The sequence below is a fragment of the Aquibacillus saliphilus genome (assembly GCF_020404745.1).
Lineage (GTDB): Bacteria > Bacillota > Bacilli > Bacillales > Amphibacillaceae > Aquibacillus > Aquibacillus saliphilus.
The window spans coordinates 69,590-91,445 of record NZ_JAIZAP010000004.1 but is presented as its reverse complement, the minus strand read 5'-3'; the positions used below and the strand labels follow the sequence as shown (position 1 = coordinate 91,445).

20 protein-coding genes and 1 pseudogene are annotated in these 21,856 nt (G+C 33.4%); all 21 read left to right on the top strand.

Annotated features, from left to right (window positions below; translation table 11 throughout):
* The first annotated feature begins 58 nt into the window (after positions 1-58).
* Entirely contained in the window at positions 59-601 is a 543-nt protein-coding gene (locus LD272_RS05635) for a hypothetical protein (RefSeq protein ID WP_226035617.1), read from the top strand.
* Between the two features lie 50 nt (positions 602-651).
* On the top strand, positions 652-1,635 hold the full coding sequence (locus LD272_RS05630; RefSeq protein ID WP_226035616.1) for a YonB family capsid-like protein: 984 nt from the start codon (positions 652-654) through the stop codon (positions 1,633-1,635).
* A 71-nt stretch (positions 1,636-1,706) separates the two neighbouring features.
* The gene (locus LD272_RS05625) at positions 1,707-2,339 is read left to right on the top strand and encodes a hypothetical protein (RefSeq protein WP_226035615.1); all 633 of its coding nucleotides are present in this window, start codon (positions 1,707-1,709) and stop codon (positions 2,337-2,339) included.
* A 16-nt stretch (positions 2,340-2,355) separates the two neighbouring features.
* A complete protein-coding gene (locus tag LD272_RS05620) occupies positions 2,356-2,784 on the top strand; it encodes a hypothetical protein (protein WP_226035614.1) in 429 nt (142 codons plus the stop codon).
* A gap of 35 nt (positions 2,785-2,819) precedes the next feature.
* Positions 2,820-3,479, top strand: a complete 660-nt coding sequence (locus LD272_RS05615) for a hypothetical protein (RefSeq protein ID WP_226035613.1) — start codon at positions 2,820-2,822, stop codon at positions 3,477-3,479.
* 18 nt (positions 3,480-3,497) lie between these two features.
* Positions 3,498-3,809, top strand: a complete 312-nt coding sequence (locus LD272_RS05610; protein WP_226035612.1) for a hypothetical protein — start codon at positions 3,498-3,500, stop codon at positions 3,807-3,809.
* Positions 3,810-3,811: 2 nt separating this feature from the next.
* Positions 3,812-4,297: a YomW family phage-derived protein gene (locus LD272_RS05605; protein ID WP_500784461.1), complete on the top strand. Its 486-nt coding sequence runs from the start codon at positions 3,812-3,814 to the stop codon at positions 4,295-4,297.
* Positions 4,297-5,022, top strand: a complete 726-nt coding sequence (locus LD272_RS05600; protein WP_226035610.1) for a hypothetical protein — start codon at positions 4,297-4,299, stop codon at positions 5,020-5,022. The genes LD272_RS05605 and LD272_RS05600 overlap by 1 nt, the downstream gene beginning before the upstream one ends.
* A gap of 42 nt (positions 5,023-5,064) precedes the next feature.
* Complete coding sequence (locus LD272_RS05595; RefSeq protein ID WP_226035609.1) at positions 5,065-5,808, top strand: YomU family phage tail tube protein; 744 nt, start codon at positions 5,065-5,067, stop codon at positions 5,806-5,808.
* Positions 5,809-5,902: 94 nt separating this feature from the next.
* Entirely contained in the window at positions 5,903-6,445 is a 543-nt protein-coding gene (locus LD272_RS05590; RefSeq protein ID WP_226035608.1) for a YomO family phage-derived protein, read from the top strand.
* Between the two features lie 12 nt (positions 6,446-6,457).
* Entirely contained in the window at positions 6,458-6,955 is a 498-nt protein-coding gene (locus LD272_RS05585) for a YomN family phage-derived protein (protein WP_226035607.1), read from the top strand.
* 17 nt (positions 6,956-6,972) lie between these two features.
* Positions 6,973-7,971 (top strand): tyrosine-type recombinase/integrase, encoded by a 999-nt coding sequence (locus tag LD272_RS05580; protein ID WP_226035606.1) that lies wholly within the window; start codon positions 6,973-6,975, stop codon positions 7,969-7,971.
* 276 nt (positions 7,972-8,247) lie between these two features.
* Positions 8,248-10,032 (top strand): DUF4046 domain-containing protein, encoded by a 1,785-nt coding sequence (locus LD272_RS05575; RefSeq protein ID WP_226035605.1) that lies wholly within the window; start codon positions 8,248-8,250, stop codon positions 10,030-10,032.
* Between the two features lie 75 nt (positions 10,033-10,107).
* Positions 10,108-10,290 (top strand): hypothetical protein, encoded by a 183-nt coding sequence (locus tag LD272_RS05570; protein ID WP_226035604.1) that lies wholly within the window; start codon positions 10,108-10,110, stop codon positions 10,288-10,290.
* Positions 10,291-10,386: 96 nt separating this feature from the next.
* Positions 10,387-11,436: a hypothetical protein gene (locus tag LD272_RS05565; protein WP_226035603.1), complete on the top strand. Its 1,050-nt coding sequence runs from the start codon at positions 10,387-10,389 to the stop codon at positions 11,434-11,436.
* 273 nt (positions 11,437-11,709) lie between these two features.
* Positions 11,710-12,249: pseudogene (locus LD272_RS05560) on the top strand (phage tail tape measure protein); the annotation flags it as partial.
* A gap of 215 nt (positions 12,250-12,464) precedes the next feature.
* A complete protein-coding gene (locus tag LD272_RS05555) occupies positions 12,465-16,166 on the top strand; it encodes a LysM peptidoglycan-binding domain-containing protein (RefSeq protein ID WP_226035601.1) in 3,702 nt (1,233 codons plus the stop codon).
* Between the two features lie 37 nt (positions 16,167-16,203).
* Complete coding sequence (locus LD272_RS05550; protein ID WP_226035600.1) at positions 16,204-16,971, top strand: distal tail protein Dit; 768 nt, start codon at positions 16,204-16,206, stop codon at positions 16,969-16,971.
* 15 nt (positions 16,972-16,986) lie between these two features.
* Positions 16,987-17,826: a phage tail spike protein gene (locus tag LD272_RS05545; protein WP_226035599.1), complete on the top strand. Its 840-nt coding sequence runs from the start codon at positions 16,987-16,989 to the stop codon at positions 17,824-17,826.
* Positions 17,819-19,528 carry a phage baseplate protein gene (locus LD272_RS05540; RefSeq protein ID WP_226035598.1) on the top strand — a complete coding sequence of 570 codons (1,710 nt, stop codon included), beginning with the start codon at positions 17,819-17,821 and terminating at the stop codon, positions 19,526-19,528. The genes LD272_RS05545 and LD272_RS05540 overlap by 8 nt, the downstream gene beginning before the upstream one ends.
* Before the next feature lie 42 nt (positions 19,529-19,570).
* Positions 19,571-21,847, top strand: coding sequence for a phage tail family protein (locus LD272_RS05535; RefSeq protein WP_226035597.1), 2,277 nt, complete (start codon positions 19,571-19,573; stop codon positions 21,845-21,847).
* The last annotated feature ends 9 nt before the right edge of the window (positions 21,848-21,856 follow it).

Here is a 21,856-nt window from a genome sequence, read left to right as displayed (position 1 = left end):
ATTTGGATAGTGTCTTTTTTATATTTAAAAAAGAAATTTAAATTAGGAGGAAAAATAAATGGCTCAAGTAGTAAGATTAGATAATTTAATTAGCGTTTACGGTGGAGGTCACATTTACTCTTTACAAGCAAGTGAGATAGTAGAAAATGGTTCGGTGGGTGTTGCGGGCAATTTGCTTGCAGGAGAGCGTGAAGTTCGTTCTTTTGACAAACCTTCTGACCTAGCAACAGACAAGGCTGTATTAGTTGCACAAGAAGAAATTATCTACGATCAAACTCGTCGTTCTCAAAATAACCTAAAAGATTTCCAAATTGAATCAGGAACTCCTTTCCGTGGTTACGAGTTAAAAGAAGACGATGTTTTCTCTGTGTCTGCTGATGCAATCACTGCATTGTCTACAGATGTAGTTGAGGGTAACAAAGTAGTTTTAACGGTTGGTGATTACGGTTTTTCAGAAATAACAGACGCTTCTTTAACTACCGAACGTTTTGTTGGTCGAATTGAAGCAGTTGAGCAAGTTGGCACAACTACTGTAACAGGTGCACCGGGTGTTATCGGTGGAATTATTGACTTTATTGTTATCCGTGTAGAAAAGAATTAATTAAAGATCAAAACAAAAAAATTATTTAAAAATTTATAGGAGGTTCAATAATGAACGAACTAGTAAAATTAGGTATTGATATTTATAAAAACAGAGTTCAACAATATACAAAGGTAGAAGGAAACGACGTAATGCGTAAAGCATTTGTTGATATTTTAGGTACTGAAAAGCCCGATTATCGTCAATTCCGCAAGCATAAAAATGAAGTTTTTGAAATTATCGAGGAAGTGTTGCAACAAACTATTACTGATGGGATGGAAAATCCTTTCTTCGAACAGTTTGTTGAGTATCGTGATTTGGATCTTGGTGACACAAACGAATTCTACGCAGAAGATCGTACAATGCTTACAGTCGCTCGACATGCTGGTAATCATTGGAATATCCGCAGACAAAAGTTAAACATTGGTGATACTTTTACGGTTCAAACTGAGCCAATGACTGCTGCTGTTTACACTGATTTCAAACGTTTCTTAGCTGGTCGTATTGATTGGGATGCATTTGTTAATAAAGTAGGACAAGCATTTACAAATGAAATTAATGATCGTATTCATACTGAGTTTATGTCTACTATCGACTATCTTCCTGCTGGATTTAAAGAGACAGGTTCTTTTAGTGATACTACTCTATTAAACATTGCAGAACACGTTCAAGCTGCTAACCAAGGTTCTGAATTGGTTATTGCAGGTACAAAAACTGCATTAGCTCAACTTAGCGGTGTTCAAACTTTGTCTGACGGAATGAAAGATCAGTTAAATCAGCAAGGCGTTCTTCAATATTGGAATGGCTATGCTTTACTTCCTATCCCACAGTCTCACAAACCTAACACGTTTGAATTTGCAATTGAAAATAATCGTTTAATTGTACTTCCTTCAAACGCTAAGCCTATTAAGGTTGTTAAGGAAGGAATGCCATTAATCAAAGAAGTTTCCGATGGTTTAACTAATCAAGATATGTCTATGGAATATAAATTTATTTCTCAATACGGTGTTGCCACTGTATTTAATCTTTTATATGGTATGTATCAATTTAGCTAATTTAATAACAGTAATTGAGGGCAGAATTCACCTGTCCTCAAAATTATTTCGGAATAAAAGGAGAGTAATAAATGAATAAAAAAGAGTTAGTTGAAACTATTTTAGAAATTAAAAAGGTTGATACTAGAACCAATCTCATGAAAAAGAAGAATGAAGTTCTCGAAGGTATCTTGGAGGGTTTACAGGTCTCCGATAAAAATGAAGAAGTGGAGAAAACTACAACTAAAGAACTTAAACAAGAAGTTCCTAAAAAGAAATCTATTGACAGAGATTTAATGGTTTCTTGCCGTAACCTGACTAGCGGAAGGTTGACTTACATATCAAAGAAAACAGGTTTGGAGACAGTCTGGTCTGAGTTTGGTGACGAGGAATATGTTGATGTTGCCGAATTGTTAACAATGAAAACATCGCAACCTAAATTTCTAAAAGAACCTTGGTTGTTTATTGATGATGAAGATGTCTCTGAATATTTAGGTTTAAAAGAGTTGTATAAAAATATTATCCCAATTGACGAAGTTGATGATTTCTTTTCACTAAGTGCAAACGAGGCACGTAAAATCGTCCCTAAATTACCAAAAGGAACAAAACAGTTAATTGGTGAAAAGGCTCGTATAGGTATTACAGACGGCACATTAAACAATCTTCAGTTAGTAAAGTTGCTGGAGCAAGAACTAAAACTAGATTTAATCTCGTTGATGGAATAATAAGGAGGAGCTATGAATGGCAACCTCTTACGAAGATGTTTATGCAAGATTTTTACCTAAGATAACTGACTACAGTTTTCTTAATATGGTAGATGAAGATATACAGGATTATTTAGAAGGATATCTGAAATCATCAATTACAAAGTTTCATAGATACTGCAATAAACTAAGTGATCGTGATGAAGACTTGAAACAGTTTAACAAAGATTTGAATGATGAAGAAGAAGAGATACTTTCTTTACTCATGTGTATAGAGTTTCTGATGCCTAGAATATTGACCGATGATCTTTTAAAACGGAAAATGAGTACTAAAGACTATAACATCCACTCACCTGCTCAACATATGGCTCAATTGCGTGAGTTGAAGAGCGATTTCCAAAAAGAGATTAGATATCTTATAACTTTATACACATTCAAGAAAGATAAAATGGATGAATTTTTGTAATGCCTCAACAAATTAGATGGGAAGGAGAATTGTAAATGGATTATATGTATAAATACAAAAATAGACTTCAATCCAATGGTGGTAGTTTAGCAAATCAGATTTTCAACGACTCTAAAATTGAATTTGAAGAAAATTTATCTAACCCATTATTCTCTCAAACTGTCACTGTTGACGGTGTGCAAAAACAAGTCTCTGTATCTTCTACTGCTGATCCAAATAAAAGACGAATTTTATTCAAAGAAAATGACATAAATTGGGGAGATATTGTTTTACATGAGAGTCAACAATGGTTAGTCACAGAACGTCCCTTCTTCAATCGGATACATGACAAATCTAAAATGACTTTATGTAATAATACTCTAACATTTGAAGTTGAAAATGAACGAGAAATTATTGGATATGATGATTTATATAATCCTATTTATGCAGATGAAGCAACAACTACTATTGTTGAATTTCCTTGTGTAATCGACAATATATCCAATTTAAAAACACCAACAGGCGAAAAGATTAACGTTCCTGAAGGAGATATGGCTTTATTTATATCCTATACAACAAATGAATTAATAAATGAAGAATCTGTTTTTCAGATGTTCAATAATGATTATCGAATTGTTGGAATAGATAAAAGTGGCGTATTGAATGAAGAAGGAATATTAATGCTTGTCGCAAAACGTATAGCGAAATCTAACTAAGTTTGGGAATGATCGGATGTGTTTATATCAAGTAAAACATTAGATAATTTATTCGACTATTACAAAGATCAATTTTATAAAATGTTAAATTTGTTTGAGTGCCAAGATAAAAATGCATTCAAATATGGCAATCGTATTCGGTCAGAAATCGAACAACTTCCATTTCAAATCCCTGAATTATATGACGATTATCGATTTAACATTGTAATAATGAAGATGGATGTAATTGTGGAAGAATTATTTTTTTTAGATGGTGAACACCAATTTATTAGGAATCATGTATTTGAGTCAATGAATCTATTGGATGATATTAAGGAGGGGTTAAAGTGAAGATGTTTTCTTATTTAGATAAGGTTAACTCTATTTTGCGTAATGATTCTGACTTATGGAAGTTACTTTATTATAAATCAGATAATTACAATGATAACCCATTAGATAAGCCTGACATATTAGCCCTCCCCCCTGCTGAACAATATCCGATAATAAATAAACGACTTAAACATACTCCTTCAACGAGTGATTTAGTCGAGGAACAACTATGTAGGATTATTTTTTATCCTGCTAGGCGTAGCCCTTCTAGTTCATTTAATTATGCAACTGCTACACAAGAAATTACATTCGATGTATTTGTTCATGCTGATTACAATGATACGGATATGCGATTATCTAAGATATGTGATCATTTAAATGATTTAATATTTGATAAAAAGATATCCAATCTAGGGACAGCAAAGTTACGTAGTGCTCAACCGTTTATTTTAGAGGAGCAAGGTTATATCGGATATACGATGACCTATGAGCTTGGAAGTGTTAGTTAATGAGTGGATTGAGTAACATATTCGGTAAAATGCAAAAAGTTGAAGGGATAAATAATATACATCCTATTAGGCTTAATCAGTATGAAGAATTTATGGAATGTGCTCAACTATTAAGCTTAACAGAAAAACACTTTGAAGAATCTGCTGTGGAAAAACATACTTTGTTCGAGTTAGTTGTTGGTCAAGGAATAAAAGCCGATGTCATTCATCGATTTATACATATGCTTTACTTGGTTACTGGGGAATTATTTGAATTGAAAATCGCAGACATGGAGTTTACCTTTATTGGTGGGTTTGACATGTACTTAGATAAAACAAACTTTGAATCATTTCGTGAAGTAACAATGAAGCAGAATTTATTGTATGAAGATAAAGTTTTTAAAAATCCAATGGTTAAACAATGGGCAGATAAAGTTTTGGAAGCACGTAGTAGGAACTCTGTAGATATGTCATTGGAGGATATTGTGAGCGTTGTACATGTATTTACGGGGATTTCATATGATGATATTTCTGCATATACAATATACCAACTAAAACATACTTTTCAACGAATATTAAAAGTCGAGGATTATAACAGAGATATTCAATTTATGTGTGCTGGTGATGATAAAACAAAGCCTAAACCATTTATGGAGAAAATTGAGTTGTATCAAAATCCATATGATGATGTATTTGTTGATAAGAATAAGTTGAACAATTTAAATAAGGCAATAGGAAACAAATAAATAGAATTATAATGAACGTAAATTTTAAGGAGGAATTAAGTTATGGGATTTGTAGCTGACGTTTTTGATGTTACACTTATCGACCCAGTAACACAAGACGCATTCGCATCAACAACTTTACAGGATGCAAATATTGAATTTAGTTTAGAATCAACGGATATTACAGGTGGACAAGGTGCTCAGTTATTGGGTGTTCTTCACTCTACTCGTAATATTAACATTAACTTGACTGAGGTTTCATTTAAGTATGATTGGTTAGCTCGTCAACTTGGTACTGACGTTACTACTGGTACTGCTATTGCATATGCAAAGCCAGAATTCTATGAAGTTGCAACTGCTTCAGTAACATTAAATAAAGAGCCAAATGCAGACGACCACGGTGTTATTGCTTACACTGAAGATGGTCAACGTATCACAGGGTTTACTGTGACAGGATCAGATGTTGATTTTACAGCAGCTACTCCAACAGTTGCAGATGGAGATACAGTAGAGATTCGTTCATACAAGTATGACACTGACGCAACTACTGAAATCGTCGAGTTTGATGTAGCTAAGTTTCCTAAAGGTGTTATCGCTGTGTTGGAAACAGTTGAGATTAGTGGAGATGAAAGAATTACTCATACTATCCAATATCAATTCGAAAATTCAGTTCCAGATGGTAATATTACGCTTAATACTGCATCCTCTAGAGAAGCACAAACAACTGCGATGATGTTACGTGTTATTAAGCCACAGAATTCAACTAACGTTGGTCGTGCTCTACGCATTCCAATTGCTGCTGTGTAATATAAATAAAATTATAATATAACAATTAATAATTGAGGGGTCTATCCCCTCTTTTTTTTTAAAAAAATTGTATGGAATAAAAGGAGGATTTAAATTGGCTAAATTACCAATGTCCAAAGTAAGAAAAGATGTACGAAAGTTTGATGAAGAAGTTGATATCTCTTTTGATATCGATGGTAAGGAATATATTGTAAAATTTAAACCATTCTTTGATAATCAAGGAATTAAGAAAATTATGAAAGAATTAAAAACTAACCTCGACAAGTTTAAAGAATATAAAGTCGAATTTGATGATGAATTATTAGTCCCCCTAATCGCCTACTTTACAATTAAAAATTATAGTGATCTTATCACACCAAATATTAAAGATTATAAAAAAGAAGAAACCTATTATAAAGCTGACTTACAATTTTTTATTGATTTATTTAATGGAGATTATATTAAAACCATTACCGAATATTTCATTGAATCAGAATGGGCAAAAGTGAATAATGCCATTGAAGATATTATGGTGTTAAGTGAAAAGATGAATAGAGATGTTCAAAAAATGCAAGAGGAAATGCAAAACCTCGACTTAAAATCTCCAGAAGTAAGAGACAGAATACAAAACAAAACTAAACAAATTCCTGAAGTTTAAGGATGAATATAAATGAGAGACTTTGATGATTTAAATAAATTATTGCGTTATGTAGAGGAACAGTCGGCTGAGGTTATGGAAAATGACGTTTCGCATAATGTTAAGCAGCTTCAATCTCAACACGTAAAAACTGATGTATATGATGCCTATACAGGGCAAGACCCTTATATGGATAGACGTGGATATAATGGTGGTTTGGCTGATACGAGAAACATGATACATACAGTGACAAACACCATAAATGGAATTGAGTTATTCATTAAGAACGTTACGGGCGGAAATGAATCCGTCTATAAAACTGGTGCTACTAACCCACCTGATTACCTTGCAGGGATTATAGAAAATGGACGTAACAATGGTAGATATATGACAAATAAAACAGGAACACAAAATCAATACTTAAATGCTAGACCATTTATATCCAACACAATTGAAGAGTTGCAAAATACTTTACAACATATTGATTGGTATAAGCGTGGAATGAAACGTAGAGGAATCGACTTAGAATAGGTAGGTGATAAAATAATATGGATAAGAAAATTGAAAAGAATATGCTTCGTGATAGAGCAGAAAAGTTACCAGAAGTAACAGATGAAATGTATGAAAATGTGAATGAAGAATATAGGGAGTTCGTTTCTGAGTATATAAGTTCACAAAACCACTCACCCGCCACTAAACGTCAGTATAAGAGCGGTTTACGCCAATTTGGATTCTTCTTATATGATTCATTAAATAATAAACGAATGTGTAAATTAACTAAGCGTGACATGTTGAGATATATGAGTTTTCTTAAAGATCGTGGAATGTCATCAAGTGGAATAGGATTTAAAAAAGCATGTGTATCTAGTTTAATGAATTACATAGAAAATTTTATAGCAGATGAAGAAGAAGATTATAAAACATTTCGTAATTTAACTCGTGGATTACCTGCTATACCAAAGAATGCTGTATATGAAAAAATTAAAGTTACTCATGAAGAATATACAGAAATGATGGATGCATTAAAGAGTGATGACAACTATTTAGGCATGGCTTGGTTAGCAACAGCGTTTAATGTTGGTGCAAGGTTAAGTGAGATAATCCAATTTAAAACATCAATATTTGATAAAGAATTTCCTGAAAACAACTCTTATATTATGAGTCATAACGTGAGATTAAAAGGATCAGGCGATGATGGTAAGATTGAACCTTATATGATAAATCGTGAAGCCTATGATTATATGAAACTATGGGTAGATAATCGTGGCTATGAAAGTGAGTATATATTTACAACTAAGTATGGGAAAAATTATCAAATGTCAGCTTCATGGGCAGAGTATTTTTGTCAGGAAGTATTAACATATGTTTTACATAGAAGGATTAACCCACATTTATTTAAGGCAAGTTGTATAACATATTTACTTGAGCAAGGCGTAAAATTGGAATTAGTTTCAAAATATGTTGCCCATCACGAAAATGTGGCTACTACAATTGCCCATTATGACCTACGTGACTTTGAGGAAGAAAAGAATAATATATTTAAATAAAACACATCTTTTACCTAATTCAACCTATCCCCCATTTGAATTTTGCACCTTTGAATGAGGGTGTAAAGTTGAAATCGTGGATATAAATAAAATTATATTATACTTTTTTATATTTTATGTTGCATAATTGCAACCATTACAGTATAATTATAAGTAGGGATAGATAATGACTGATCATCGTTATTGATAAGAGGAGTGGTTTACAACCTTTCCGATTACTCCTCTTCCCCACTTACATATAAAATCGGAAAATAATATTAAAAGGTTGTGTTATAAATGAGTATAGTTTGGAATCAGAAAGTTGAAGTTAAGATACATAATAGGAATGTTAAAAAGTATAAGGATTTAGGTTTTAAATGTGATATTGGAGATAAACTAATTGTTCACCCTACTCAATTATTAAAAGTTTCAAAAGGAGCAGGTGTGTCGATATCGTGTTTATGTGATAATTGTGACACAAAATTTCCAAAAGACTTTTATAGTGCAAATACGAAAAGGAACCAATTTTGTTGTTTAGATTGTAATAATAGATATCAAGCTAATAAACTAAAAGGAAAGACAATAACCGAGAAAGTCCAAACGGCATGTGGGTATTGTGAAAAGAATATCTTCCTATATCCTCGTGAAATTAATAAAAGTACTGGCGTGAATTTTTGTAGTACAGATTGCATGAATAATTCAAGAAGAGGTAAACGGGTTAAAGTGTATCGTGTTATGAAGTGTGTTTTAAATTGTGAATATTGTGAAGAACAAGTAAAACTTGATAGACATGTGTATAAGAACGTTATGGAATCTTCGTTCTCAAAGATAAGTTGTAAAGATTGCTCTAGTAAAAAGATAGAGGAAATACACAGAATTGAAGTGGCAGATTTCCTTGCAGAAGTAGATGACATTAAAACATTTTATATTGAAGTGTTGAGTGGCAAAAAGGAATTCCCTGTTGGATTTTTTAGACACGCAACAAACAAAGTTAGAAAACCTATTCTTGATACATTTTTTAAACAAGCAATTAAAAATAAAGATATTGAGTCTTTTAATACTATTCCTAGAGATTTAAACAAATCAGCCATCGTTAAATATAAATTGTACAGCCTGTATTTAGAATACAATAGTTTATATGATTTAATTAATATCTGCTATCCAAGCAAGTTTATGCCTTGGGATATGCCATCAGGTGTTAAGGATTATTGGTTTGAAAAGGATAATAGAATAGATGCAATAAAATGGTTTTATAATAAATTGTTAGAAGACAATGTGATTGAAAAAGAATCAGATGTGCTACATGTTCAAAACCTAAGAAAATATCTCAAAAAGTATAAGTTAGAAGGGTTGTCTTCCAAATACTATAATGCTTCCACATATAAATGGTGGAATGAAATCTTCCCTAATCATTTTTTCGAGTGGGAGTTTGACTTGACCTCTCGCAATTATTGGCTTGAAAAGGATAATAGAGAAAAGGCATTGAAGCAATTAATTGAAGAAAAGTTGAAGATTGATATTGCCGATATACCGAATAAAATATCTTATGGATTTCTCAAAGATAATTTTCAAAAATTTATTGGAGTCTGTGACACTCATTATAGTAGCAATTTATTTGAGTGGATTAATGAAACTTACCCAAATACTTTTAAACGCAAAGATTTTTACAATACTATAACATCAGATGGATACAGAATGGATAGCATGGATGAGGTTAAAATACATGAGATACTAGTAAAATCAGATTGTAAAATTGCTTATTTTGAAAACAAGCAATTAATAAAAGAAAAGTTTGTCAATGAAGCTTATAATGAGTACTATGTACCAGATTGGATTATTAATGATAACATAATTTTCGAATACTTTGGATGGTATAATAAGAAGCAGTACGGAAAGTACAAAACTACTACTAAATATATGGACAAAGCGGATAGGAAAATGAAATATTTTCATAGCTTAAAAGATTACAGGTTTATGCCTTTATTTCCAGCCGATTTAAAAAATATTGATTTATTAATAAGTAAACTAAATTTTTTAAACATTAATGTAGACGGGAATACAATCAATAGAGTCATAATCTAATTTAAACTTTAAGGTATATCTACCTCTCAATTATGGTATAATATACCAAAAGACCATTTAAAAGGAGTGGTAGATATGTCGGAAGAAACGCCAACAACATTTCCAAAAATATTCAGCACTATTGTTATTATATTTTTATTGTTCGTAGTGTTGTTTATGTTTAATGCATGTATTACACCAAGCGATTCTAACAACCCTTCTATTTACGACGATGATTGGCAACGAGATAATTATGGCGGAACAGAACATTATGAATAAAATTTTAATATAGTTTAAGTTTATTTAAGTCATTCTTCGGGATGGCTTATTTTTTATGCCAAAAATACCGAATTAAAGGTAGGTGAGTATTATAATATGGCAGATAATTTAGGAATAAGACTGATAGCCAAATTGGATCATGGAAAATCCGTAGCAAAAATAAACAAGGATTTAACAGTTTTAGCATCGAAACTTAAAAATTTAGACTTGGATATAAACATTAAAGGTTTATCATCTGAGTTAAAAAATCAAGTTGCTAAGGTTAATAAGAAAGATAAAACAATTGATATGGATGTTAACACTGCAAACTTGAACAAGGAATTTAAAGTTGTGTCCAATACCGTTGAAGGATTAAAAAGGGAATTTGGTGCTACGACAGCAAGCGTTCAGAAAAACATTGATGCTCAAGAGGGTAATATAAAATCATTTATAGTTACCTTGAAGAAGGCAGGGGACGAAACTAGGCGGATTAGGTTAACTCCAGAAGTGGATGATGTAACTAAAAAGACTAAATTTATAGCTAGAGATTTGACTGAGATTAATAATCTTGAAGAAGAACGGATTAAAAAGTTAAAAGCAGGACTAGCCGTTATTAATAAGCATGAAAAGACATCTAATGACTTGCTCAGAACACAACTAAAGGAATCTGATGAATTAGATCATCAGGTTCGAAAAGCTAAGGAGTTAGCTAAATATAAACGACAAGATTTAGAAAGACGCTATGGCTCAGTTTTAACACCTGACCAAAACAAACAACTAGATAATTATATTAATAGCATGAATCGAATTACTAAAGATACGCCAAAAGCTAAAAGGCAAATAGACCAATTAAATACATCATTTAAAGGCATAGAATCTCAAGTAAAAGCTACAGGAACAAAGGTAAATAGTTTTGGTGCTAATTTAAAAGAAGCATTGACTCGTATTCCTGTTTGGATGATTGGCATGTCGGCATTTTACGCCCCTTTACGTGGACTACAAAATGCAGTAGATCAAATTATCATGTTAGATGGTCAGATGACGGAGTTAAGGCGTGTTATGGACGCTACTCCTCAAACTTATAATAATTTAATGAGTGAAAGTATTGCGTTATCTTCTGAATTAGGTAATAAAGTTGAAGATGTTAATAACGCAATGGTTAACTAAATAGCCCTTCATATTAGTGATAATATGTCGAACCTAGAATATGCGGGAAATTCCTTAGAGTCTTTGATAGTAGTTATATTAGGAAACTTTTATAACATCTAAAAATTCAAAGAATTGGATAATCCGCAGAGATAGTCCTAAGTTAATTATATATTAATACGGAAAGCTCTCAACGACTGCCAATAGGTGTCTCTGTAAGAGAGATGATGGGACAGTCTAAACCCTTTAAAATATGATGAAAATCAGGGTATTAATTGAGAATTTAGTAGACAAGGTTATAATCCAGATGTATTAATGGATTTAACTAAAGTAGCAACAGTTGCAGCAAATATATCAGAATTAAAGCCAGAAGAAGCAATGAGTTCACTTACTGCTGGTATGCAAGCATTTGGCATTGAAGCTCAAAATAGTATGTCAATAATCGACAAAATGAATGAGATTGATAATAATTTCGCCATTGATACAAAAACTTTGTCGGACGCTATGATGAAAAGTGCCGCCACCGCAAACACATTTGGTGTTAGTATGGATGAGTTGCTAGGGTATATTTCAGCTATTGGTATTACGACTCGTGAAAGTGGAAATATTATCGGCAACAGTCTCAAAACGATTTTCAGTAGAATAACCACTATGCAACCAGCCATTGATGGTCTCGCTTCTGTAGGGATTGCAGTTAAAGATGCTGGTGGCGAAATGCGTGATGTGAGTGATATTCTTGGAGATCTTGGCGGAAAATGGTCAACTTTAAATAAAGAACAACAGCAAAATTTGGGTAAAAATTACAAATTGCCCCTTATATCAGTGATGGTATAAGCACACTCCTCTAATTCAGGGAAACTCCTAACAAGTGATGTTGAGGACAATCCTGAGCGAAGCCTATCCCAATAGGAACGTGCAACGACTAGTCGAAAGACGTAGGGTACATTTTATGTATTCGAAACGGGGAGATACTCTAAATTTGAGTATAAGATATAGTCTAAACCCACTCGTTATTGAGTGTTAAAGTATAGCGAAAGCTAGGGTATTAATTGGTAACACTTGCTGGTCGTTTCCAAGTTTCTAGATTTTTAACTTTAATGCAACAACAATCAACTGCTATAGATACAACTACAGCATCTTTAAACTCACAAGGATCGTCTATGCGTGAGCAGGAGAAGTATTCGCAATCTTTAGAAGCTAGGTTGAATAGATTAACCAACGCAGGTATTTCACTTGCCGAAAGCTTAGGAGATGCTGTTTTAACTGATGGGTTAATCGCCTCGGTTGAAGCAATAGAAAGATTAGCAAATGCCTCTGAAGATGTCGTAGATACAATCGGATTTCTTGCACCTGCATTTGGTATCGCTGGAATTGCAGTCGCTGGATTTAGCACTAAGATACGTGGTATGGCTGCAAGTATTATATTCGCTGAAACTCAAGAAAAACGTATGATTGCTACTACTAAAATACTAACAGGTGCATGGAGAGGGTTGTTAGCTGCCACTGGTGTTGGGTTAGCATTTGCTGTTGTAGGATTTTCTATTGAAAAGTTAATATCATCAGTCGGGGCACATATTCAAGCACAAGAGGAATTACAAGCAAATAATGAAGCAACTATTGAATCACTAGGAACTGAACGTGAACGAATAGATGAGTTAAGAGCATCTTACGAAAAACTATCCAATGTTGACCGTAACACTGAACAAGAAGCAGAATATACTCGTATTCAGAATGAATTGTCTTCCCTCCTCCCTCTTATCAAAATTGGTGAAAATGAAAAAGGCGATGCAATCATTGCCAATATTTCTGTTGTTGATGATTATATCGAATCATTAGAACGGCAATTAGAGGCTGAAGAAGCATTAGCTAGACAAGAAGCACCTGAAACTATTTCTGAAAATCGTGACATTGTTCGTGATACTAAAGCACAGATTGCAGAAATGGAACAAATTTTAGAAGAGAGACAAAGTGCTGTATTACAGGCAATGCAAGATGACGCTGTTTCTGAATTAGATTTAAGCGTTCTTGAACACTCAGTTGAACGTGCAAAGGCAAAACTTGGTGAATTATATACAGAACAAACTGACGCTGTTTTCAATATTCAAGAAGCATATCGTTCACTTGGTAATACAATTGACGGAATATCTAATTCTGATGTGCAATGGTTGTCGATTCAAGCAACCGACGCTAACCTTGCAGCTAGTGAAATAGATAAGTATGCTGATAAGATTCTCAATCTAAAAGATTCATTAGGTGAAGGATTTTCTCTTGAAGGTATGGATTTAACACAATTAGACGCTATTAGCGGTGTCATGGATAATGTTTCTGACTCTGTTGAACAAGGAACTATTGAATGGCATGAAAATAAAAACGCATTAGTCGAAGCTAAATTTAGTGCTCAAGATGCTGTTCAAATTGTTAACATCCTTGCAGGAGAAGAAGACAAGTTAGCACAAGTAACTGCCGGTGCTGCGGATATGATAGACGAAGAAACTGGAGCATTAGATGAAAACACAGCAGAAAAATGGGAAAATGCTGAAGCTGCTGAGATGTTATTTGGTGTTACTTCTGCACAAATATCCAAAATGGAACAGGCTATTCAGGTTGTAGCAACATTATCTCAAATGGAAAATTTAAATGCACAACAAAAAGAAATGCTTGCAGGTGCAACAGGATTCCTTGCAGAAATGTATCCTCACTTATCAGGTAATATTGCAGAAAATATTGGTTGGATTCAAACTGAAATGGTTGCTATGGCAGATTTAAACGGTGCGAGCGGAAATAATGCATCAACTATGATGAGCAATCAGGACGCTGTTACACGTAGTACTATCTCAGCATCTAATCAACGCATAACTGCACTAAGAAACGAAGCAAGGGTATTGCAACAGATTGTCAATGCTCACGTTGCAGCACAGCAGTCTCGTGGTCGTACAGATGGCATGGTTGCGGAAAATGGGTTTATTCGAAATATTATGTCTGTCCGGATTCCAGAAGTTAGTGGTCAATTAAGCAAAGCTTACTCTACTAGACAATCAGCTACATATGGTGGTATCATCCCTAAAGACTATTCATCATCTTATCCATCCTCCCCGCGCTATAGTGGTGGCTCAGGTTCAAGTGGAGGTTCATCAGGTGGAAGTGGTAGTCGAGGTGGTTCAGGCTCATCTGGTAGTAGTGGTAATCAGAAATCTCCTGAAGAAATTGCATGGGAACGTGCAGAAGCATCATTACAAAAATATATTAATAAATTAGAAGACTATGATTATCAAATTTCTCGTCAACAGTCTCTTCGTAAGCAAATGGAAGAAGGCTCTGCCGAATATAATCAATCTATTAATAAAGAAATCGATTTAATGGAAGCACGTCAAGGTGAAATTAACCGTTACAAGTCTTCTATGCAAAAAATTATCAATCAAGATAAAATTTCATCTGAAAATAAACGTAAATTAACTGAACGTGTTAGAGACTTATCTCTTGAGTACCTTGAATTAGATAATAAAATTCAAGACTATATTAATACTCAACGAGAATCCATTGCTAATGAAAGCATAGACTTACTTAAAAGTGCGATGAATAAACGAATTGAGTTATTAGAAGGAGAAAGAGATAAAGAATTATCTTTATTAGATGAACGTGCTGATGCTTACTCTGATTATATTGATGAAAAATTGAATCAACTAGACAGAGAAGAGTCTGAAGATGATTTCCGTGGTAGTGAACAAGATTTGATGACGGAACAGGCAGATTTACAAAATCAAGTTGATATCCTCTCATTAAATAATACAGAAGATGCTGCTTCTAGGAAGCGTGAATTACAAGAACGATTAAATCAATCTATTCTAGAATTAGAAGAATTACGTGATAATCGGACTTCTACTTTACGCAAACAAAGTCTACAAGATGAAAAAGAAGCATATCAAGAAGAAGTTGAAAGTAAGAAATCTGCTATTCAAAAACAATATGAACAACAGTTGCATTACTATGAAGAACAACTTAAAAATGAACAATACTTTGCAACATTACGTGAACAGGTTATGGCTGGTAATATGAAAAATATCCAAAATATCATCAATGGGTATTTAGATGGTTTTAAATCTTATAATCAGTCTGTTGTCAAAGGAATGGGTTCTAGTTGGCAAGAATTAGTTAACATTATGAAAACGGCAAATGATTTAACGAATCAAATTAATAATTCTTCCGATAGTGTTTCTAAATCCAAGTCATCAGGTGGGTCATCTTCTAATAATAATTCCAATAAAAGCTCTAATTCGTCTGGCAAAGCCAAGAAAAACAGGTATCACACTGTCAGTAAAGGAGACACCTTGTGGGATATGGCTCAAAAGTATTATGGAGACCCTTACATGTGGACGAAGATAGCTAAGGCTAACAAGAATCCAGATCCTTATAAATTGAAGATAGGTAACAAGTTTCTAGTACCTTATCATAAAGGTGGAGTTGTTGGTGGTAAATCAAATAAATTAACTGACTTAGCCAACAGTATATTTAACTCTGAACCAAATGAACAAGTTGTTAAATCGTTAATCGGTGAATTGCAAATACCGCCACAAAATATTCCGAACGTATTTAAGACAATGGGTAAATTGGTTAGCTCTGCATCAATGGCGGGATCAACTGGTGGGAACAGTTATAGTCTTACTATTGAGAACTTAAACGGTGGGGCTACAAAGCAAGACGGTGAAAGGTTAGGTCAAGCATTTAAAGATTTTATTAAGAGGTCAGGTGGGTAACTCCATCTGTTCTCTTTTTTGTTTTGGAGGTGTATAAATGACAATAAGTGAAAGTTTAGACTTTAGCTATGCAGGGGTTCAATCTTACACTAAAGGATTATACAATGTTTCAACTAGTGGTGGATTATATGAAGAAGAAATTGCAGGTAATCGATCAATTAATGAAGATGAAGATATTCAAGGTAATCGATATTTAAAAGATATTGATAACCAACCATTAGAATTTCCTGTTTCTTTTTATTTTAGAGATAAATTTGACAGAGAAAAAATTAGAGATACTACCCGTTGGTTATTACAAAATAAATATCAACCATTGATATTTAACAATTACCCTGACCGAATATTTTACGCTATTGCAGTTGGTTCGTATCGACTTATTCATAACGGGTTAGAACAAGGGTATTTACAGTTAAATTTTCGTTGCAAAAATCATTATGCCTACTCCCCTACTATTCAATCTGAATCATATAATTTATCTAATAACATAACAAGTGGGACAGTTATTGATTTTGAAAATAAAGGTGATATGGATGTTCAGCCTGTTTTACATATTCAAAAAGTAGGTGCAGGAGATATTTCATTTACCAACCTCTCAGACGAAGGTAAAACGATGTCTCTTAACAATCTAGTTGACGGAGAAGAAATAACGATTGATTGCGATAGTGCAGAATTAAACACAATCACAGGATACAACAGATATAATGATTTTAATTTTAATTGGTTAAATTTAATTTATGGAATAAATAGAATTAATGTTAAAGGAAATTGCATTTTCTCTTATACTTGTCAATTTAAAATTTATTAGGAGGTGAAGGATTAATTGGATATAACTAAAAACGACATACGTATATTTCTGCATAAGCCTAATCGAGATAGCTTAGGTGAAATTTCAATTTTCAAAAACCCTCAGCATAAGCCAATATTAGGAAAAGTTAATGAATTAACCTTCACTCTCCCCCACTTTGATGATAATGAAAATGATAATAAATATTTTAATTTAATACGTGAACGGTATTTGTTAAAAGTTAAATATTTAAATAAAGAAGAATGGTATATTGTTGACGACATTACTAAAAGTGGAAGTCGAGAAGGTAACGAAAAACAAATAAAAGCTTTTCTCCTCCCTTATGAAATGCGTGGAGACCGTTTGTTTAGTTGGGATGGAGTTTTAGTTAACGGTGAGTACAGAAAAGAATCTTTGACTATTGAACAGATAACAAACAATGTGATCGCTAAAGTAGCATGGACGCTTGATTATGTAGACATTGATTTATTCGACATTTATCGTTTCTTTGATTTCTCAGACAATATAACAGTGTTAGAAGCTTTATATGAGATTGCAAATGAGTTTAATGCAATTATCCTATGGGATACAGAAAATAGAACATTTGGTTTTTATCATCAAGACAACTATGGAATTGATAAAGGTATTCTACTTTCGCAGAATAAATATTTAAAGTCAATTGAAGATCAAATCAAACCAAATGATATCATTACTCAATTAATTCCAGTAGGAAAAGATGGAATCACAATCAACTCTTTGAATTCGACGGGTAGTTCGTACTTGATGGATTTTTCCTATTTTATGCAACCATTTAAGCCATCTGCAAAGTATTGGAGTGACATTGAAAATAAAAGTTGGAGTGATATAGATGAGTAGTAATACAATAAATTACAACTTAATTAAACCGGAAACAAGTGACAATATAGGAGTTACTATTAGCGATTTAGCTAATAATTTTGAAACTGTCGATGTAGAATTAGATTATAACAAAACAGAAAATAACAGCCTACGTGAAGATGTTAATGAGAATAGCACTCGATTAGGCAATATTAATAAAAAGTTTGATGACTTTAATTTTACCAAGGTTTCACCTTCTTATTATGATACATTACACCTGCCTTCTGATACAGTCATGCAATGTATGGTCATTAATGAACAGACAAATGAAATGTATGTGTCTCAATTAGATGGACAACAAACAGGTGTTGAAACCTATTTGTTGTCAAGGTTTACTCTTGAAGGTGTTTACCTTGATAATATGAAATTAATCAATGGAGGTCACAGTACTTCTTTTGGCATTGAGAACATAGACAACGATGTGTACATATGGTCAAATTATGAAAATGAAGCAGGAACAACTTATGACTTAGCTCGATTTAAATACACTCCCAATACCACTTTAACAGAGGATTCAAGTGAAATTCAAAGATATGATAAGTTTACTACTGAATACGTTGTTCCTGCTATTGACCAAAAAAATGGAAGAATAGCATTTAGAGTTAAACATACGGAAACAACTCAAACTATTGAATTAAGAGATTTAAGCGATGTAAAAAATGGAACTGATGACATTTTAGCAAGTTATGAGATCCCTACTTCAATTAACTATATGCAAGGCATGTCTATTGACGGATATGATTTGTATTGGTACTCAGGAGACTCTGACGCTACAAATTACCCAAGCGTAATTACATTAGTTGATATGCAAACAGGAGTAATTAAAGAACAATTAGATGCTAATTTTGGTAAGGGAATCAATGGTTATTATGAGGAAAATTTTCATGAACCAGAGTCTATTTATCTATATACTGAACCACAAACAGGTTCCAAATCGTTATTCGCAGGTATGGTCACAGATGAAGCAGTCAGACGTAACAATAAAATTTATGCTTTTCATAGCGTGGGGAATGAATCAAAGTTCTTTGGGATGATTGCACAAAAACTACAAGCTTATCGCCTAACTCAGAGTGATGGCTCGGCAAAAAGAATTCCTACAAAAACAACATTATTATCGACAATCAAAGAAACTGGTTATTATTACTTTTCTAGCATTGATTTTGCTGAATTTTCGGATTTGCCTTCAGGTATGACAAGCGGTGGTGCTTATTTAGAAGTAACACCTCAAGCACCTAATAATGGGACATTCCATCAACGGTTAACAAGACATACAAGTGTAGGAAACTTTCAATCTTACATAAGAGAAATAACTGACGGAACAACCGTCGGTTCATGGTACTCAATCAATATGTCTAGTAGTTTAGTCTGGAAAAATATACCTCTGCAAAATGGGGCATCTAATGAAACAGACTATCCTTTTCAATATGCTCAAAGTGGAACGACTGGTTATATTAGAGGTCGTGTTAATGTACCCAGTACAGACGGTGTAACATTTGCAACTATACCCGAAGAGGCTAGACCAAAACAATCAACTTACTTCAATGCGAGCGTCGCTGGCACAACAGGGTTTAGAAAAGTGATGATTGATTCACTTGGGAATGCTAGTGCCTATGGTGTTTTGGCAAACGACTCTTCTGCTATTACATTTTTATATTTAGATATGACATATCCACTAGGGTAGTTGAGCCATGAAAATAGAATTAAGAGAGGAGGAATTTAATCAATGACGACATGGGACAGTCTAACCTCTCAAACATTGGAAAGTAGTTATTGGCTATCTGACAACCTAAGCCATGCATTAATTAACTACAATGGATTAGTTCAGTCTAAGCAATCCGAATATGATAGTTTAATAACTCAACGCACACAATTACTGACCGATATGTCTAATAAAAACTCTGAAATTTTTAATGTAGAAACTGAATTGGCAACCACTAGAGATATTATCGATGTAAAACAATCTCAGGGTTTAGACGCTAGTACGGAATTGGGTCAAGAATCAGACTTAGAGATTCAATTATCAACATTAAATAATGAAAAAGATACTATTCAATCAGATTTAGATGCTAATCTAGCATCGTTAAATGATATTACTACCCTATTATCATTTGAGAATAACTTTACTCAATTGCAAATCGATGAATTAGCACCCTTCCGTAATACAGCAATATGGGAAAATAGTAATATTGCAACTGTTGATGATTTATTGACTGCTAGTAAAGAATACTTTTCTACTATTAATTACCCTAAAACTGATTTACGTATTAGTTTAGTTGATTTATTAAAGATTGCCGATGTGCCTGATAATGTTAAAAATTTAACCATTGGAGACAAAATTAATATCTACTATGAAGTATTTGACATTAGTGTTCAATCACAAATTATTGAAATGGATTTGGATTATGAAAATGGTGGAATTAGTCTTGTCATTGCAAATACACATGATGTTATTGCAAATCCTGATGAGGAAATGTTTGACCAAATCTACAAAAACGTCAGTGTTGCAGGGGCAGTTTTAAGAGAAAAGTACAAATGGGATAAAGTAACAGGCGTAGAAAATACTATAATGGACTACATAAACAGTTCATTTGATGCTGCTCAACAAGAAATAACTTCAGGTGTTAATGAATCTGTAACGGTAAATAGACGTGGAATTACCATTAAAGACTCTGATGATCCTAACCGTTTTATTCGTATGACAAACAGTGTTATAGGTCTGATAAAAGACGGTAAAAATTTAGGCGTAGCTATTTCTCCTGACGGCATTGTAGCCGACTATCTTTATGGAAAAATAATAGCTGGTGCTAATCTTGCTATCGAAAACGAGTCAGGTACTTATACCATAGATGATGATGGGTTTGTTATTACTCGAACTGATGGATTAGTGAAAACCGTACTTGATTCTAATAGCGGTATTAAAATACAGAAAAAAGAAGGCAATAATTGGATAGATCAATTGTATTTCGATACTGATGGCAATGGAATATATAGAGGTTCAATTACTAGTGACGATGGTCAGGGCAACAAGGTTGAAATAAATAGTGGGACTATGACTACGACTGAAAATAATGAGACTGTAGCTAGATTGGCTAATTATAAATTAGAATTGTTTGACAGTCCAAAAGATAATCCTAACTATATAGGTGGAATAGTCGGTAGACTCGCAACCGTATGGGGAGAATCAACTAATAGTGATCGTGGAATTTCTCTAGTAGGTAGTGCTGACTACGTAACTATCGGTAAAGATGTTGTTGGAGATTCAACAAGCAAAAGATGGATGATGTTTGATTTTATAGATCGTAAAACTACACTTGCTGGTGGAGACAATACATCAGACTCGGGAGAACTATTGTTATCTTCTACATGGTCTGGAGGTACTGCTGACGGTAAAGTATCTAGTATAAGTGCCAGAAACTATACAGATAACAATAGTGTGGCTTGGTCTAATTTAATGTTTTATACCGGTAGAGATAATCGTTCTCCGGGTGGGTCAAATGAACGATTTGGCTTTGAAGTATGGCAATATCGTGGAACTGGTGACGGTTCTAATAAGCAAATGTTAAAAATCGATACTGATAGTAGCGGAAAGGCTTTTACAGGAATTTATACTGATAAAGCATATTTGCCATACGACACTAAAATACAGGCGGGAAATGTAAGTCAAAAATACTTTCAAGGTGTAGGCATGAGTATGTCATCGTCTTTAGAGAGTATAAAGGGAGCTTTAAATTATAATGCAGTTATGTATTATCATTATTGGGATTTAACGGTAGGAACTGGTTCTTACACCTTTGGATATGGAGATTTTTCATTCAGTGGGGCAGAAAATATATTTCATGTACAAGGTCAAGCAGTTGGGACAGATGCAAGTTGTGTGACCGTTAGTGTTGACAACATGAGCTCTACGGGTTTCCGTATGTACGTTAGAGGAACTGGTGCAAAAGATATATCTAATCAAACATTTAGGGTTCATTTTATAGTAACTTATGAACCAAATTAAAGGTGGTTT

What these genes read in the sequence shown, in the direction of transcription:
- LD272_RS05595 (WP_226035609.1), top strand. Translation starts at nt 5,065, where the DNA reads ATGGGATTTGTAGCTGACGTTTTTGATGTTACACTTATCGACCCAGTA.
- LD272_RS05625 (WP_226035615.1), top strand. Translation starts at nt 1,707, where the DNA reads ATGAATAAAAAAGAGTTAGTTGAAACTATTTTAGAAATTAAAAAGGTT.
- LD272_RS05620 (WP_226035614.1), top strand. Translation starts at nt 2,356, where the DNA reads ATGGCAACCTCTTACGAAGATGTTTATGCAAGATTTTTACCTAAGATA.
- LD272_RS05580 (WP_226035606.1), top strand. Translation starts at nt 6,973, where the DNA reads ATGGATAAGAAAATTGAAAAGAATATGCTTCGTGATAGAGCAGAAAAG.
- LD272_RS05565 (WP_226035603.1), top strand. Translation starts at nt 10,387, where the DNA reads ATGGCAGATAATTTAGGAATAAGACTGATAGCCAAATTGGATCATGGA.
- LD272_RS05630 (WP_226035616.1), top strand. Translation starts at nt 652, where the DNA reads ATGAACGAACTAGTAAAATTAGGTATTGATATTTATAAAAACAGAGTT.
- LD272_RS05570 (WP_226035604.1), top strand. Translation starts at nt 10,108, where the DNA reads ATGTCGGAAGAAACGCCAACAACATTTCCAAAAATATTCAGCACTATT.
- LD272_RS05535 (WP_226035597.1), top strand. Translation starts at nt 19,571, where the DNA reads ATGACGACATGGGACAGTCTAACCTCTCAAACATTGGAAAGTAGTTAT.
- LD272_RS05540 (WP_226035598.1), top strand. Translation starts at nt 17,819, where the DNA reads ATGAGTAGTAATACAATAAATTACAACTTAATTAAACCGGAAACAAGT.
- LD272_RS05635 (WP_226035617.1), top strand. Translation starts at nt 59, where the DNA reads ATGGCTCAAGTAGTAAGATTAGATAATTTAATTAGCGTTTACGGTGGA.
- LD272_RS05615 (WP_226035613.1), top strand. Translation starts at nt 2,820, where the DNA reads ATGGATTATATGTATAAATACAAAAATAGACTTCAATCCAATGGTGGT.
- LD272_RS05605 (WP_500784461.1), top strand. Translation starts at nt 3,812, where the DNA reads ATGTTTTCTTATTTAGATAAGGTTAACTCTATTTTGCGTAATGATTCT.
- LD272_RS05585 (WP_226035607.1), top strand. Translation starts at nt 6,458, where the DNA reads ATGAGAGACTTTGATGATTTAAATAAATTATTGCGTTATGTAGAGGAA.
- LD272_RS05550 (WP_226035600.1), top strand. Translation starts at nt 16,204, where the DNA reads ATGACAATAAGTGAAAGTTTAGACTTTAGCTATGCAGGGGTTCAATCT.
- LD272_RS05575 (WP_226035605.1), top strand. Translation starts at nt 8,248, where the DNA reads ATGAGTATAGTTTGGAATCAGAAAGTTGAAGTTAAGATACATAATAGG.
- LD272_RS05600 (WP_226035610.1), top strand. Translation starts at nt 4,297, where the DNA reads ATGAGTGGATTGAGTAACATATTCGGTAAAATGCAAAAAGTTGAAGGG.